The organism is Xanthomonas maliensis (genome assembly GCF_009192945.1).
Lineage (GTDB): Bacteria > Pseudomonadota > Gammaproteobacteria > Xanthomonadales > Xanthomonadaceae > Xanthomonas > Xanthomonas maliensis.
Map to the genome: position 1 here is coordinate 25995 of NZ_NSET01000068.1, position 14685 is coordinate 40679.

The 14685-nt window shown below is 64.3% G+C and carries 13 protein-coding genes, 1 other RNA gene and 1 pseudogene; 5 read left to right on the forward strand and 10 right to left on the reverse strand.

The window, feature by feature from the left end:
* Nucleotides 1-13: 13 nt before the first annotated feature.
* The 4 genes from dnaJ to hrcA form a co-directional block, all read right to left on the reverse strand.
* Nucleotides 14-1138 (reverse strand): molecular chaperone DnaJ, encoded by a 1125-nt coding sequence (dnaJ, locus tag CKY51_RS19765; RefSeq protein ID WP_022973751.1) that lies wholly within the window; start codon nucleotides 1136-1138, stop codon nucleotides 14-16.
* Between the two features lie 165 nt (nucleotides 1139-1303).
* Entirely contained in the window at nucleotides 1304-3226 is a 1923-nt protein-coding gene (dnaK, locus tag CKY51_RS19770) for a molecular chaperone DnaK (protein ID WP_152249718.1), read from the reverse strand.
* Between the two features lie 142 nt (nucleotides 3227-3368).
* Complete coding sequence (gene grpE, locus CKY51_RS19775) at nucleotides 3369-3887, reverse strand: nucleotide exchange factor GrpE (RefSeq protein WP_170292356.1); 519 nt, start codon at nucleotides 3885-3887, stop codon at nucleotides 3369-3371.
* Nucleotides 3888-3985: 98 nt separating this feature from the next.
* On the reverse strand, nucleotides 3986-5038 hold the full coding sequence (gene hrcA / locus CKY51_RS19780) for a heat-inducible transcriptional repressor HrcA (RefSeq protein WP_022973747.1): 1053 nt from the start codon (nucleotides 5036-5038) through the stop codon (nucleotides 3986-3988).
* A gap of 116 nt (nucleotides 5039-5154) precedes the next feature.
* Here hrcA and recN point away from each other — a divergent pair, with 116 nt between their 5' ends.
* Nucleotides 5155-6819 carry a DNA repair protein RecN gene (gene recN, locus CKY51_RS19785; protein ID WP_022973746.1) on the forward strand — a complete coding sequence of 555 codons (1665 nt, stop codon included), beginning with the start codon at nucleotides 5155-5157 and terminating at the stop codon, nucleotides 6817-6819.
* Nucleotides 6820-7076: 257 nt separating this feature from the next.
* Here recN and fur read toward each other — a convergent pair whose 3' ends face one another.
* Complete coding sequence (fur, locus tag CKY51_RS19790) at nucleotides 7077-7487, reverse strand: ferric iron uptake transcriptional regulator (protein ID WP_170292357.1); 411 nt, start codon at nucleotides 7485-7487, stop codon at nucleotides 7077-7079.
* 105 nt (nucleotides 7488-7592) lie between these two features.
* Here fur and CKY51_RS19795 point away from each other — a divergent pair, with 105 nt between their 5' ends.
* Nucleotides 7593-7988 (forward strand): outer membrane protein assembly factor BamE, encoded by a 396-nt coding sequence (locus CKY51_RS19795; RefSeq protein WP_152249724.1) that lies wholly within the window; start codon nucleotides 7593-7595, stop codon nucleotides 7986-7988.
* Nucleotides 7989-8070: 82 nt separating this feature from the next.
* On the opposite strand, the gene CKY51_RS19800 is transcribed toward CKY51_RS19795, so the two are convergent.
* Nucleotides 8071-8340: an RnfH family protein gene (locus CKY51_RS19800; protein WP_031340494.1), complete on the reverse strand. Its 270-nt coding sequence runs from the start codon at nucleotides 8338-8340 to the stop codon at nucleotides 8071-8073.
* Nucleotides 8340-8771: a type II toxin-antitoxin system RatA family toxin gene (locus CKY51_RS19805; protein WP_031340493.1), complete on the reverse strand. Its 432-nt coding sequence runs from the start codon at nucleotides 8769-8771 to the stop codon at nucleotides 8340-8342. Before CKY51_RS19805 ends, CKY51_RS19800 begins: the two co-directional genes overlap by 1 nt.
* Before the next feature lie 61 nt (nucleotides 8772-8832).
* Here CKY51_RS19805 and smpB point away from each other — a divergent pair, with 61 nt between their 5' ends.
* Entirely contained in the window at nucleotides 8833-9336 is a 504-nt protein-coding gene (gene smpB / locus CKY51_RS19810) for an SsrA-binding protein SmpB (protein WP_031340492.1), read from the forward strand.
* A gap of 100 nt (nucleotides 9337-9436) precedes the next feature.
* Here smpB and CKY51_RS19815 read toward each other — a convergent pair whose 3' ends face one another.
* Complete coding sequence (locus CKY51_RS19815) at nucleotides 9437-11884, reverse strand: S8 family peptidase (RefSeq protein WP_031340491.1); 2448 nt, start codon at nucleotides 11882-11884, stop codon at nucleotides 9437-9439.
* Nucleotides 11885-12023: 139 nt separating this feature from the next.
* On the opposite strand from CKY51_RS19815, the gene ssrA reads away from it, so the two are divergent.
* Both ssrA and CKY51_RS19825 read left to right on the forward strand, forming a co-directional pair.
* Nucleotides 12024-12376, forward strand: a transfer-messenger RNA (tmRNA) gene (gene ssrA / locus CKY51_RS19820).
* A gap of 533 nt (nucleotides 12377-12909) precedes the next feature.
* Nucleotides 12910-13311, forward strand: a complete 402-nt coding sequence (locus CKY51_RS19825) for a nuclear transport factor 2 family protein (protein ID WP_152249726.1) — start codon at nucleotides 12910-12912, stop codon at nucleotides 13309-13311.
* Between the two features lie 97 nt (nucleotides 13312-13408).
* Here the strand turns inward: CKY51_RS19825 and CKY51_RS19830 are convergent.
* Nucleotides 13409-14031 (reverse strand): annotated as a pseudogene (locus CKY51_RS19830) (transposase); the annotation flags it as partial.
* Nucleotides 14032-14228: 197 nt separating this feature from the next.
* Nucleotides 14229-14642, reverse strand: a complete 414-nt coding sequence (locus CKY51_RS19835) for a GtrA family protein (protein WP_152249728.1) — start codon at nucleotides 14640-14642, stop codon at nucleotides 14229-14231.
* Between the last annotated feature and the right edge of the window lie 43 nt (nucleotides 14643-14685).

A 14685-nucleotide genomic window follows, 5' to 3' on the forward strand; every position in this document is an offset into this window, starting at 1 on the left:
ACCTAACCCTCCCTCAGGAGGTCATGCGATCCCAGAAACCCTTGACGCCGTCGATGAAGGTCGCTGACTTGGGCGAATGCTTGCGCGCATCTTCGCCGGTGAACGTGGCCTCGAACTGCTGAAGCAGTTCGCGCTGTTCGGCGGTGAGATTCACGGGCGTTTCCACCACCACGCGGCAATACAAATCCCCTTCGCTGCGGCTGCGTACCGAACGCACGCCCTTGCCGCGCAAACGGAACAGCTTGCCGGTCTGGGTCTCGGCCGGGATGCGGATCTCCGCTTCGCCGCCCAGGGTGGCAACCCGCACGGTATCGCCGAGCGCCGCCTGCGAGATGCGAATCGGCACTTCGCAGTGTAGGTCGTCGCCGTCGCGCTGGAAGATCGCGTGCTCGCGCACCCGCACTTCCACATACAAGTCGCCCGGAGGCGTGCCCGCCGGCCCAGCCTCGCCCTCGCCCGCCAGGCGGATGCGGTCGCCGGTATCCACGCCTGCGGGTACCTTGATCGACAGGACCTTGTCCTCTTCCACCCGACCAGCACCGTGGCAGGTCTTGCAGGGATTCTTGATCAGCGTGCCGCGACCGTCGCAATGCGGGCAGCTCTGCTGCATGGCGAAGATGCCGCGCTGGATGCGCACCTGGCCGCGACCATGGCAGGTGCCACAGACGTCCACCTTGCCGTCTTCCGATCCGCTGCCGTTGCAGGGACCGCATTCGACCAGGGTGGGGATCTCGATGCGCCGCTCGATGCCGGCGACGGCTTCTTCCAGATCCAGTTCCAACACGTAGCCGACGTCGGCGCCACGCCGCGCCGCGCGCGGACCGGCGGCGCCGCCGCCGAAGATATTTCCGAAAATGTCGCCGAAGATGTCCCCCATGTCGGGGCCACCGGGACCGCCGCCGCCCATGCCGTGTTCGAAGGCGGCATGGCCGTGTGCATCGTAGGCGCGGCGTTTGTTGCCGTCCGACAGCACCTCGTAAGCTTCCTTGCATTCCTTGAACGACGCTTCGGCCGCGGCATCACCTGGGTTGCGGTCCGGGTGGTACTTCATGGCACAGCGGCGGTAAGCCTTCTTCAGCTCTTCATCGCTGGCGCCACGGGCCACGCCCAGGACTTCGTAGTAATCGCGTTTGCTCATCGATCGGGACTCGGGACTCGGGACTCGGGACCCGGCATGGCGGAAAGGGAATTCAAGGTGGTCGCTCCAGACACGTTTGCGGGAATGTGGGGCGAGACAACATCGGGACCCGGCAAGTCGCTTTGCCGGGTCCCGAGAGTCCCGGGTCCCGGGTCCCGGTTCTACTTACTTCTTGTCGTCCTTGACCTCGGTGAACTCGGCGTCGACCACATCGTCGGCTGCCTTGGAGGCCTGCGCGCTGCCGCTGGCGTCGGCCGCACCGCCCTGCTCGGCGGCGGCTGCCGCTGCGTACAGCGACTGACCAGCTTCTTCCAGCGTCTTGGTGCGTGCCTCGATCTGGGCCTTGTCATCGCCCTTCATCGCGGTCTCCAAGTCGGACAGCGCCGCTTCGACCTTGCCGATCACATCGCCACCGACCTTGCTGCCATGCTCGGTGATCGCGCTGCGGGTCGCATGGATCAGGCCATCAGCCTGGTTGCGCGCCTGCACCAGCTCCTGGAACTTCTTGTCTTCCTCGCGGTTGGCTTCCGCGTCGGCGACCATCCGCTGGATCTCTTCGTCCGACAGACCCGAACCGGCCTTGATCTCGACCTTCTGTTCCTTGTTGGTCTTCTTGTCCTTGGCCGAGACGTGCAGGATGCCGTTGGCGTCGATGTCGAAGGACACCTCCACCTGCGGCATGCCGCGCGGCGCCGGCTCGATGCCGGACAGGTCGAACTTGGCCAGCGACTTGTTGAAGCGGGCCTGCTCGCGCTCACCCTGCAACACGTGCACCGTCACGGCCGACTGGTTGTCCTCGGCAGTGGAGAAGGTCTGCGAGGCCTTGGTCGGGATCGTGGTGTTCTTCTCGATGATCTTGGTGAACACGCCGCCCATGGTTTCGATACCCAGCGACAGCGGGGTCACGTCCAGCAGCAGCACGTCCTTGACGTCGCCAGCCAGCACGCCGCCCTGGATCGCCGCACCCAGCGCCACTGCCTCGTCGGGATTGACGTCCTTGCGCGGATCCTTGCCGAAGAACTCGGCCACCGCCTGCTGCACCTTCGGCATGCGGGTCTGGCCGCCGACCAGGATCACCTCGTTGATGTCGCTGGCACGCAGGCCGGCGTCATTGAGCGCGGTGCGGCACGGCTCGATCGACTTCTTGACCAAGTCTTCCACCAGCGCCTCGAGCTTGGCCCGGGTCAGCTTGATGTTCAGATGCTTCGGACCGGACGCATCAGCAGTGACGTACGGCAGGTTCACTTCGGTCTGCTGCGAAGACGACAGCTCGATCTTGGCGCGCTCTGCGGCGTCCTTCAGGCGCTGCAGCGCCAGCGGATCCTTGCGCAGGTCGATGCCCTGATCCTTGTTGAACTCGTCGACCAAATACTCGATGACGCGGTTGTCGAAGTCTTCGCCGCCCAGGAAGGTGTCACCGTTGGTGGCCAGCACCTCGAACTGCTTCTCGCCGTCCACTTCGGCGATCTCGATGATCGAGACGTCGAAGGTACCGCCGCCGAGGTCGTACACGGCAATCTTGCGGTCGCCGCCGTTCTTGTCCAGGCCATAGGCCAGCGCTGCGGCGGTCGGCTCGTTGATGATGCGCTTGACGTCCAGACCGGCGATTCGGCCAGCGTCCTTTGTGGCCTGGCGCTGGCTGTCGTTGAAGTACGCCGGCACGGTGATCACCGCCTCGGTGACCTTCTCGCCCAGGAAGTCCTCGGCGGTCTTCTTCATCTTTTCCAGCACGCGCGCGGAGATTTCCTGCGGCGCCATCTTCTTGCTGTCGCTGGTCTGCACCCAGGCGTCGCCGTTGTCGTGCGCCAGGATGCCGTACGGCACGTGGGAGATATCCTTCTGCACCTCGCCATCGGTGAACTTACGGCCGATCAGGCGCTTCACCGCGTAGAAGGTGTTCTTCGGGTTGGTGACGGCCTGGCGCTTGGCCGAGGCGCCCACCAGCACTTCGCCGTCCTTGGTGTAGGCGACGATCGAAGGCGTGGTGCGGTCGCCCTCGGAATTTTCGATGACGCGGGCCTTGCCGCCGTCCATGATCGCCACGCACGAGTTCGTGGTGCCGAGGTCAATACCAATGATCTTGCCCATGGAGATGCTCCTGCTGAGTCTTTAGCTGTGTCCGGCTGCGCCGGGTCTGGCTGAAATGTGGGGATGCTGCGGGCGCGTTCAAGCCGCCCATGCGAATCTGTGTTCCGTGGCTGCGCCGGCATGTTCAGCCGCCGGCGAGCCCTCAATCGTGCTTGGCGACCACCACCAAGGCCGGACGCAGCAGGCGGTCATTGAGCAGATAGCCCTTCTGGAAGACCTGCACCACGTGGCCCGGGGCCACGTCCGCGGCTTCGGCCTGGCTGATCGCCTGGTGCTGGTCGGGATTGAACGGCTGGCCGACCGGGTCCAGCAAGGTCAGGCCATTGTCGGCAGCCACCTTCAGCAACTGCTTGTAGGTCAGATCCAGACCATCGCGCAGCGGGCTCGGCTCGCTGCCGGCCGCCGTCAGACCCGCATCCAGACTGTCGAACACCGGCAGCAGCTCGCCCAGCAACTTTTCGTTGGCGAACTTGCGCGCATTCTCCACATCGCGCGCGATCCGCTTGCGCTGGTTTTCCAGGTCGGCGCGCTCGCGCAGGGCGTCGGCCTTGACCAGGGCGATCTCGCTGCGCAACGCCTCGATCTCGGCCTTCAGCGGATCGGTCTCGGGCGGGTTCTGGGACAGGTCTTCGGAGTCGAATTCGGGGTGGTCTTGGTTCATGTGCAGTTCCCGGGCAAGCGGAACGCCCGCCCCAACGTCCACCCGTATGTGGGCGTCGCTGCCGGTTTCAAGCAGTCGATCGCACGGATCGAGCCAGCTTATCGCCCGCCAGGCGGCTCCATCGCCGCACCCAGCACCTGGGCGGCGGTCTGCACCAACGGGATCACCCGCTCGTAGGCCATTCGCTTGGGACCGATCACTCCCAGTACCCCCAGTACCTGCCCATTGGCCGCGTACGGGGCGGTGACCAGCGAGACATCCTCCAGCGACACCATGCCGGTCTCCTCGCCAATGAAGATGCGCACCCCAGGCGCCTGGATCGTACGTTCGAGCAACTGCAGGATCTCGCGCTTGCTGGCGAAGGCCTCGAACAGCTCGCGCAGGCGGTCCAGGTCCGAGAGGTCCTGCACCCCCATCAGGCGGGTCTGCCCCGCCACGACCATGTCCTCGGGCTCCACCGGCACCAGCGCCTCGCTGGCCAGGTCCACGCTATGCGCCAGCAGCTGCTCCATTGCATCCTTGGCCAGGCGCATCTCGCGCAGCAGGGCGCTGCGGATCTCCGCCAGCGGACGCCCGGCAAACTGGCTATTGAGGTAGTTGGCCACCCGCTCCAGCTCGGCCGGCTCGTAGACGCGGCGCGGCTCGATCACCCGGTTCTGCACTTCGTTGTCGGCGAACACCAGGATCGCCAGCACCCGCCGCGCGTCCAGTGGGACGAAGTCGATATGGCGAAAGGCGAACTGCGCGCGCCGCGGCGCGCTGACCACGCCGACGAAGTGGCTCATCGCCGACAGCATCTGCGAGGCGCTCCCCAGCAATGACTGGGTGCCGTTGCCGCTGGCCAGCTCGGCGCGCAGGCGGCGCACCTCCTCCTCGCCGGGCGGCTGCATCTGCACCAGGCTGTCGACGAACACCCGGTAGCCATGTGCGGTCGGCACCCGGCCGGCCGATGTGTGCGGAGAGCTGAGCAGACCGATGTCCTCCAGGTCGGCCAGGATGTTACGGATGGTGGCCGGACTGACGTCCAGGCCAGCGTGCTGGGCCAACGTCTTGGACCCGACCGGCTCGCCGTCGCGGATGTAGCGCGCGATCAGCGTCCGCAGCAACTGGCGCGCACGGGGATCGAGCGTGGGAGACTGAGACGCGCGCATGGGATCATCCGGTGAGACTGGCCATAGATAATGTCTGGCCCCCGGGTTGGCAAGCGTCTGATTCCCGGCCGGTCTCCTCCACCCTACGCTTCCCCAAACGCATTCACTTTCTGCCCATGCTCAGACACCTGTCCATCAAGGATTTCGCCGTCGTCCGCGCCACCGAGCTCGAATTCGGGCCCGGCATGACCGTCGTCTCGGGCGAGACCGGCGCCGGCAAGTCACTGATGGTCGATGCGCTCGGCTTCCTGTCGGGCCTGCGCGCCGATAGCGGCGTGGTCCGCCATGGCGCCGAGCGCGCCGAACTGTCGGCCGAATTTCAGCTGCCGGCCGGTCACCCCGGCCTGACCTGGCTGGCCGACAACGAGCTGGACGACGAGGCGCAATGCCAGCTGCGACGCATCATCCGCGCCGATGGCGGGTCGCGCGCCTGGATCAACGGCCGCCCGGTCACCTCCTCGCAACTGGCCGAGCTGGCCGCGCGGCTGGTGGAGATCCACGGCCAGCACGAGCACCAGGCCCTGATGGCCCGCCACAGCCAGCTGGCGCTGCTGGACGCCTACGCACGCAACCAGGCCGAGCGCGAGCAGGTGCGCCAGGCCAGCCAGCGCTGGCAGGCGCTGCTGGACGAGCGCGACGCCCTCTCGGCCCAGGGCGATGTTTCCGACCGCATCGGTTTTCTGGAACACCAGCTCGCCGAGCTGGAACGCGAGGACCTGGACCCGACGGCGATCGCCGCGCTCGACGCCAGCCATCGCCGCCAGGCGCATGCCACTGCGCTGATCGGCGCCTGCGACGGCAGCGCGCACCAACTCAACGGCGAGGACGGCACCAGCGCGCTAGGCCTGTTGCAGGACAGTCGCCACCTGCTGGCGCGGGTGGCCGAGCACGAACCGCGCCTGGGTGAGGTGGATGCCTTGCTCGACAGCGCCGCCATCCAGATCGAGGAAGCCTTGGCCGTACTGGACCGCATCCGCGACGACCTGGACGCCGATCCAGCCCAGTTCGAGGCGATGGAACGGCGGCTCGGTCGCCTGCACGACCTGGCGCGCAAGCACCGGGTGGCGCCGGACGAATTGGCCGGCCATCGCGACCGCCTGGCCGCCGAGGTCGATAGCCTGCGCGGCGCCGATGAGCGGCTACAGCAGCTGGACAAGCACATCGCCACCGCCGCGACCGCCTGGCGCGAGGCGGCAGACACCCTCACTGCCAGCCGCCAGGCCGCCGCCGAGGCGCTGTCCAGCGCCACCACCGCGCTGATCGGCGAACTGGGCATGGGCGGCGGGCAGTTCCTGATCCAGCTGCAGCCGCACGAAAGCGCCCGCCCGGATCCCAATGGCGCTGAGCGGGTCGAGTTTCTGGTCGCCGCCAACGCCGGCCAGCCGCCGCGTGCGCTGCGCAAGGTCGCCTCCGGTGGCGAGCTATCGCGCATTTCGCTGGCCATCGAGGTGGCCGCGCTTGGCCTGGACAGCGTACCGACCATGGTGTTCGACGAAGTGGATTCAGGAATCGGCGGCGCGGTGGCCGACATCGTTGGGCAGAAACTGCGCGCGCTCGGCGAGGAACGCCAGGTGCTCTGCGTGACCCACCTACCGCAGGTCGCCGCCAAGGGCCATGCGCATTACCGGGTCAGCAAGGCGCCGGTGGACGGCATGACCCAAAGCGCGGTCGAACTGCTGGGACCGCAGGCACGCCAGGAAGAGCTGGCACGCATGCTGGGCGGAGTGGAAGTCAGCAAGGAGGCACGCGCCGCCGCCCGCAAGCTGTTGCAGAGCGCCTAGCGCCTGGAGCGCGCAGGGCCCGGAGATCAGGCAGCGCCGGCGCCGTGTGCGCAGGCCAGCGGCGTGACGGAGCGGGACCTGCCAGCGAGACCTGCCTGCGCCATGCAGATCGGCGGCACCGCCACCTACACGCTGGACTGGAAGGACAAGACGGCCAAGCAGCTGGTGCTGGGCACCCGTCCGCGAGCGCATGATGGCTGCGTCGGCTCGTCGTGACAGCAGCACCGCCGCCAAGGCGGACACCGTCCGCGGGGGACTCAGCGGCTGCGCTTCTTGCGCACGTACAACACCAGCGAATGCTCTTCTAGTTCGTAGCCGTGCTTGGCGGCGATCTGGCGCTGCAGCGCTTCGATCTCCTCGCTCTCGAACTCGATGACCTGACCGGTATCCACATCGACCATATGGTCATGGTGGCCGCCACGGTCCAGCTCGTAGACGGCCTGGCCGCCTTCAAAGTTGTGCTTGAGCACCAGGCCAGCGGCTTCGAACTGGGTCAGCACGCGGTAAACCGTGGCCAGGCCGATCTCGTCACCGTGTTCGAGCAACTGGCGATAGATGTCTTCGGCGCTGAGATGATGCTGGTTGCTCTTCTGCTCGAGCAGCTCGAGGATCCGCATACGCGGATGGGTCACCTTGAGCCCGACTTTGCGCAGGTCGTGGGTTTCCATTCGTACTCCGTTCATAGGCGATTTAGCGCCAGCTGCCTGAGACGGGTCGCGGCGACCGCCGGGAGTGTATCATCGGCGTGATTTCCCCTCAGCACTGACTAACCGATGCGCAATCTCCTGCTGGTCGCCGCCGTTGCCGTTTCCACTGCCGGCTGCGGCATCATCTACAAGCAGCCGATCTACCAAGGCAATCTGATCAAGCAGAGCGCCGTAGAGCAACTGCAAGTAGGCCAGAGCAAGCAGCAGGTCAATGCGTTGCTGGGAACACCGTCCATTCCCGATCCGTTCCACGCCCAGCGCTGGGACTATACCTCTACCGAGCGGGTGGACCGCCTGGCGCGTACGGAAATCAAGAACTTCACCGTGTTCTTCGAAAATGACCAAGTGGTGCGCTGGGAAGGCGACTATTTTCCGTCGCAGGACGAGCAGCTCGCCAAGTCGGCTCCCAAGCAGTTCGGCCGCAATCTGGCACGCGACAAGAAGAAGCAGCGCGGTCGCTAAGCCGCTGCACATTCGTCATCGGATGGCTGGTGCCGCGATGGCCGCACGCCACGTCGGCGCATCCGCTCCGGCGCGAACGATCCTAGCGCCTGGTCGCGCCAGGCTGTCCGGCACGGCGGCGCCGTGCCTGCTTGGGATCGATCAATAACGGCCTGAGCAACTCGACCCGGTCGCCCTCGTGCAACACCTGCTCCGGCGCGGCCAGTACGCCAAAAACCGCCTGTGCCGCCGGTTGTGGCTGCGTCAGACCAGAACGGGCGATCGCCTCACCCACCGTGGCGCCCTGCGCCAGCTCCAACTGGACCGAGGTGTACCGATCCGGCCAGGCCAGCACCACCTCCACCCGTGGCATCAATCCTCTCCGCGCTCGGCCACCCGCACGAAGTCGTTGACCATGCGGTCGGCCAGCCCCTGGAACCCCAGCGCCAGCGCAGGACCAAGCAGGCGCGAGCTGGTTTCGAACTCCAGCGTCAGGCTGACCTTGCAGGCGTTTTCGCCCAGCGCCTGGAACTCCCACCGCCCTTCCAGCCGGCGGAACGGGCCATCGCGCAGGTGCATGGCAATACTGTCCGGCCGCGACAGCACGTTTTCGGTGGTAAACCAAGTGCGGAACGACCCCAACCCCAGGTCCAGCCGTGCAACGATGCGCTCAGGCTCCTGTTCGAGCACTTGGGCGGCATCGCACCAGCTGAAGCGGCGCGGATAGGCGGCAACATCATTGACCAGATCGAACATGCGGGTCGCGCTGTGTTCGACCAGGGCGCTGCGGCGGATGGTAGGCATTCGTTGTGGCTGTGAAAGACGGACGATCGTGTGGCGACGCCGAATCGGCGACAATAGCGGGATGAGCAAGAAACCGGTCAAGGATAAAGCAAACGGCGCGACGGCCACGAAAACCATCGCCCTGAACAAGCGCGCGCGCCACGAGTACCAGCTCGAGGACCGCTACGAGGCCGGCCTGGCGCTGCAGGGCTGGGAGGTCAAGGCGATCCGCGCCGGCCGCGCCAACATCATCGATGGCTATGCCTACGTCCGCTCGGGGGAAATCTTCCTGATCGGCGCCCAGATCACCCCATTGATCCAGGCCTCCAGCCATGTCGTGGCCGAGGAGCGGCGCACTCGCAAGCTGCTGCTGCACCGAAGCGAGATCGACAAGATGCTGGGCCGCGTCGAACGCGACGGCTATACGCTGGTACCCACCGCGCTGTACTGGAAGAACAACAAGGTCAAGCTGGAGATCGCGCTGGCCAAGGGCAAGAAGACCCACGACAAGCGCGAGGCCGCCAAGGACCGCGATTGGCAACGCGACAAACAACGGGTCATGCGTCGGCACAACCGCGACGCCTGACGTCGCTGGGCTACGCACTGTCATTAGAAACGCAATCGGCCTCCATGCGACCGCGATCATCGATGGACTGCAGCGCATCGTCGCCGATGCGCTGCAGCGATCAGGTGGCTCCCAGCATGCGCATCAAGTTGGGTACCCCCCTGCCCTGCACGTAGCGATCGCGCTGCAGATCGGTGCAGGTCTCCATCAACAGCTGCTTGACCCGATCCGGCGCGCCGATGAACTCGCGCCGCATCGACAGGAACCCGGCCAGCACTCCGGACACATGCGGAGCCGCCATGCTGGTCCCGCTCATTTCCACCATTAGACTGGCTGGATCGCGCGGATCGTAGTCGTAGTATGCCGACAGGATCTTTTCGCCCGGCGCGACCACATCCGGCTTGTGGCGGCCATCGGCGGTGGGCCCGCGCGATGAAAAGTACGAGACGCCATAGCTATGCGGGCTGCTCTTGTGCACCGAGCCGACCACGATCGCCTCCTCCAGATTGCCGGGATCGCTGATCGACAGATCCATGTTGGTCGGATACGCATCGCCATCGTTGCGCATCAACCACGCCAGGCCTTCATTGCCCGCGGCGATCACCACCAGCACTCCCTGACGCCACAGGCGCCGCAGTTCATTGCACAGCGGCGTGAAGCCGCAGCCGTAGCTTTCCGGATCGAAACAGCCCCCCAGGCTCAGATTGACTCCATGGATTACCAGTTCGCCAGCGCGCTCGTTGATCTCGGCGACGTGCTGGATCGCCTTGATCATCCATGAGTCGCGACCGTTGCCGTCATCATCAAGCACCTTGAAGCCATACAGACGCGTCTCCGGCGCCATCCCGGAAAAGTCGAGCAGGGGTCCGCGGGCCCCGCTAATGTCGGGCATCGCGGCCTGGCAGTGGCCGGCAATGATGCCGGCAATATGGGTGCCGTGGCCGTGTCGGTCGAGCCGCGCAAATGCCTCCCCATCCTTGCGCGTCAGCTTCTTTGCAGGACCGCGCCGCGTGCAATCCCATTGCGCCGCCACCGTGTCACGTTCGCCCGGCACATGGAAATGCGGATGGTCAGCGGCGATGCCGGTATCCAGTACCGCCCAGCCGATCTGCTGCCCGCGTGCGCGGTAGGCGATGCGTGCCGCATCCACATGCATGACGGTGCCGGACACATGGATCAAGGCGCGCTTGCCCGCATCGCGCCAGACGCGGCGGAAGCCCGAACTGCGATAACGATCCTGCAGCGACTCCAGCTCAAAACGCGTCAACCGCGCCGAAATGAAGCGTTGCAGGCTGTCCTCCAGCTCGATCGCCGCGTCCAATGCATCTCCACTCAGGCCAGTGCTGCGGCCAGCGATCTCGCGCAGCTGCGCCAGCAGCAATGCCCGCGCAGCGACCGGATCGCTGCCGAGCAGACGCCGATCCAGCTCGATCAGCACCTCATGCCGATGGGCTGCATCGTGTGCTTCCAACTGCTCGCTGAGATCCTTGACCAGAACGGCGTCGGCCACCGGTTGATCGAAGCCCACCCCCACCGCTTGTCGCACCTCCGCCCGCACCTGCGGGATCGACAGGTAACCGGATGCAGAGTGCGGGTTGTCGCGCCAATCGGCATTCAACCGTGCCGCCGCCACATTGGCGAAGCGCCCCTTGGCATTGGCGATGTCGTCACTGAGATCGGCATCCAGCGCGACCGGGTCGCCAGTGTCGGCGACGTTGACCCAACGCCGCACGCAGGCCGGAAACGGCAGCTTGCGGGTACCGGTCCAGCGCTTGAACATGCTGCGGACCTGCGGCAGCCCCAGCGGCGAGCCCAGCGTCAGGAACAGGCTGACCTCGCAGCCATCGGCAGACAATTGCCGCAAGACGTCGTAGGCGATCATCGACCCCTGGCTGTGGGCGACCACCACGAACGGACCTCCTCCCGCGCTGATGCGCTGTGCCAGGCTCTCGCGCATCAGCGCAGCGCGCTCAGGCACGAAGAAAAAATCATGCGCGTCCTGCAGGAACGCGGCCGACACCAGGCGCAGCAGCACGCGGTTGATCGCATCGATCGGGCCCATCGCATGCAGGCCATCGACCGCAGCGCCAGCCTGCAGTTGATCAAGCAGCCGGTGCAGATCCTCGCGTTCCTGCGCGTTCTGCGCCAGCGCATCGGCCAGCAGACGCAGGTCCTGCCCCCCGGTGGTCATGCCGAGCGTGCTCAATGCACGTTGCACCCCCGGCGCCAACGCCGGCCCGATGTCTTGCCCATCGCAGGTCCCCGGCTCGGGGACCGGATAGCGATCGCGATTGACCCAGTAGGCCAGCCGCGTGCGCTCTCCCATCGGCCGTCCAAACAAGGCCTTGTCCCACTGGCAGCGCAGCACATCCGCCGGCGGCTTGTTGCCGATGCCATGGATGTAGATCACCGTGCGCGCCCTGCCTTGCGCCCGCGCCAGCACGCCGGATGATTCCTGGCCGGAAGCCGTGGCGGGCGCGCTTGCCGCCGCCGGACGCGCCTTGGCCACCCGCCGCGCCGGCGGTGCCGATCGTCCTCGCCGTGGACGGGGGGGCTTGCTCGTCGCCATCGCTACGCTCCTTCGTGATCGAATTATTCTGTTGCGTTCGGTACCGGACTGAAGCCACTGTAAGCGCTGCAGGTCTCAGCACTTGTGACAGCCCGCGCTGATCCCTACACTGGTTGGGTCAGCGTGTGATGCTTTCCCCGGGGGTGCACTGGTTTCGACGGGGGTCGCGAAGTCGCTTGGCGCATGCCGAGGGGGCAGCTTTCCTCGTTAATCCAGCCGCAAAACTCTAGTTGCCAACGACGACAACTACGCACTGGCCGCTTAAGGCCTAAGCCCCGAAATCGCTTGTGTCCGTGCTCGCGACGTAGGGTCATCATCACGGAACCGCCGATGGTGGCTGCCTGTCAGCCGTCGGTTAAATCAAGCAGGCTGGTTTCCAGGTGCGCTTTGCCCGCCGTGCTGCCTGGGAACGAGATCTAACGGAGGGATAAGCATGTAGTGCTGGGGATGGAGTGCTTCCGGACGGCGGTTCGATTCCGCCCACCTCCACCAATGACCGGACCGAGCAGGTCCACAGAAGGCCGGGAATCCCCGTAAAACCAGGGTTCTCGGCCTTTTTCATGTGCAACGCAGTGCGTAGGTGAACGTATCAAGCCATGCGACGTCGGGGTACTACTAGGGCACCAATGCCCCCTCGCGCTGAGTTGCTGCCGGGCGCAGGGCTGTCGATAGATTGAAGAATGAACGCGCCGAACGTGGGCTGGACGAACGTCATCACCTCTACTCGCACCCATCACTACTAAGGGTCTAAGCGTCCCACGGGCGCCATGGCCAGACTGGCAATCGGAGTAAACGCTACGATCGCAACGTCATTGATCTGCATTTGCAGACCAACGCCCAAGGCCTGGCACAACAAACCCGGGCACAGCGCCTCATGCACTGAAACCCATCTGCGAAACAACTATCGGCCACACCGCGATGGAGGTTCCGGCCACGATTTCGTTAGGTCATGCTTCATCGCTTCACCACCGAAAATTTAGATCGGTGCAGGCAACTTGAGGCGCCCTGCAATCAACAGGTACCCCATGTCTACGTCTTCCATCGCCATTGTCCAAGAATTTTTACACCGCATCGGCACCGGCGAATCTGCCGAGAAAATTGCAGAGCTGGTCAGCGATCAGGTCGATTGGTTCGTTGCGGGCGATACCCGCACTGTTCCCTGGATCGGACGCAAGGTGGGCAAGGCCGGTGCAGCGTCATTCTATGCGCAACTCAGGGAGCAGACCGCAGCCGAGTCGCTGACCGTCGACGACATTCTTGCGCAAGGTAATCGCGTTGTCGCTCTCGGGAGACTGAAGTCACGCGTCATCCGTACCGGCAAGCTGATCGAGTCCGAGTTCTGCCTGGACTTCACCGTTGAAGACAACGAAATCACCCGTTTTCGTATGTTAGAAGACAGCTTCGCAGTAGCTCAAGCTGTTGCCTGATGCGTGACACGTGCTGTAGCCAATGGAACCTCCTGGCTTTGGAACAATGCCAGAAAGATCTACCTATGCGGCGTCTGCGGATAGGGGGAGCTTACGCTTGGCTCTCTGCCAGCGAAAGGCCCAACACTTCTTCTTCTCCGCGGCAAATTCACTGCCAGCACCACATGTGCCGATGTGTTGAAGACCCGCTTGTTCCGCTGCACCTTCACCACGATCCCATCCAGACACATCAGCGGATAGATCGCTTCCAATGGCCGGCTCTGGCAAGTGCGGGCTTGGTCCAACACCGCATCGGTCACCCGCGTGATTAACGTGTGCGAGATCGTCAGACCGTACAAGTCCACCAGTACCGACTCGATGTCCCAGGTGGTCATGCCCTTGGCGTACAAGGCCAAGATCTTCGGCTCCGTCCCGCCCAGGCGCACTTGCCGTTTCTGGACCAGTTGCGGCTCAAAGGTGCCCTCACCATCCCGCGGCGTCTCCACCTGCAGTTCGCCAGTTCGCCCATCTAGCTCTGCACCGCCGCGCAGGTCTCGCCATGGCGAACGTTGCCTGCCACGTTGCGTCCATGCCGTTCGTGTCCCAGATGCGCCGGCATCTCCGCTTCCAGCGAGCGGTTGATCATGTGCTGGAGCATCTGCGAATACAGCACGACTCCATTTGCTCCAGCGTCGTACAAACCTGCGGTCACTCGTCCAAGCGCTCTTTCGATAACTTCATGCGACAGCTCCTCCCGGCTCAACGCCGCATCTTCTCAAAGGGCCGTTACACGGTTCAATTTGCAGACTCTCGATCGGCGACGTCCCGCCGACCAAGTTTGCCGCCCAATTCACTCACCCACCCGAAGCCGAATTTTCCAGTTCTGCCAGAGCCTAACGCGAGAAGGAGGTCACAATCCTCGTCTTCTCGGCGCCCTCTCACTGCGAGGCCTCTCTAAAAACATAACGCTTATCGAGATTATATTTGGTGATATAGCCTACCGCTAGGCCAATCACCCCGCCCAGGTAACGCATTTCTCGTGTTCCAAATACCTGCTGGAATCCAAATTCAATACCCCAAAAGATGGCCGTTGTCACCACCCCCATGATCGCGTAAAGCGCGAACGTCTGAGCATCGTGAACAGTATTTTTAGCGATGAATCTGAAAATATACCGCTTGTCAAGAAGATATTTAACAACCAGTCCGACTCCGGTCCCGATGATGACAGATACCGGAATTGCAAATGATCCAGCGTATGCACGGACCAGCATGTCCTGCGCACCTATGTTTGCAACTGTCGCGATTAATGCAAAAATGGCATATTTTATCGCTACTTTAGTCGAGGCAAACATTGCGATAAAGGTTCCAGAGTCCGAATACATGATACCTTAACGC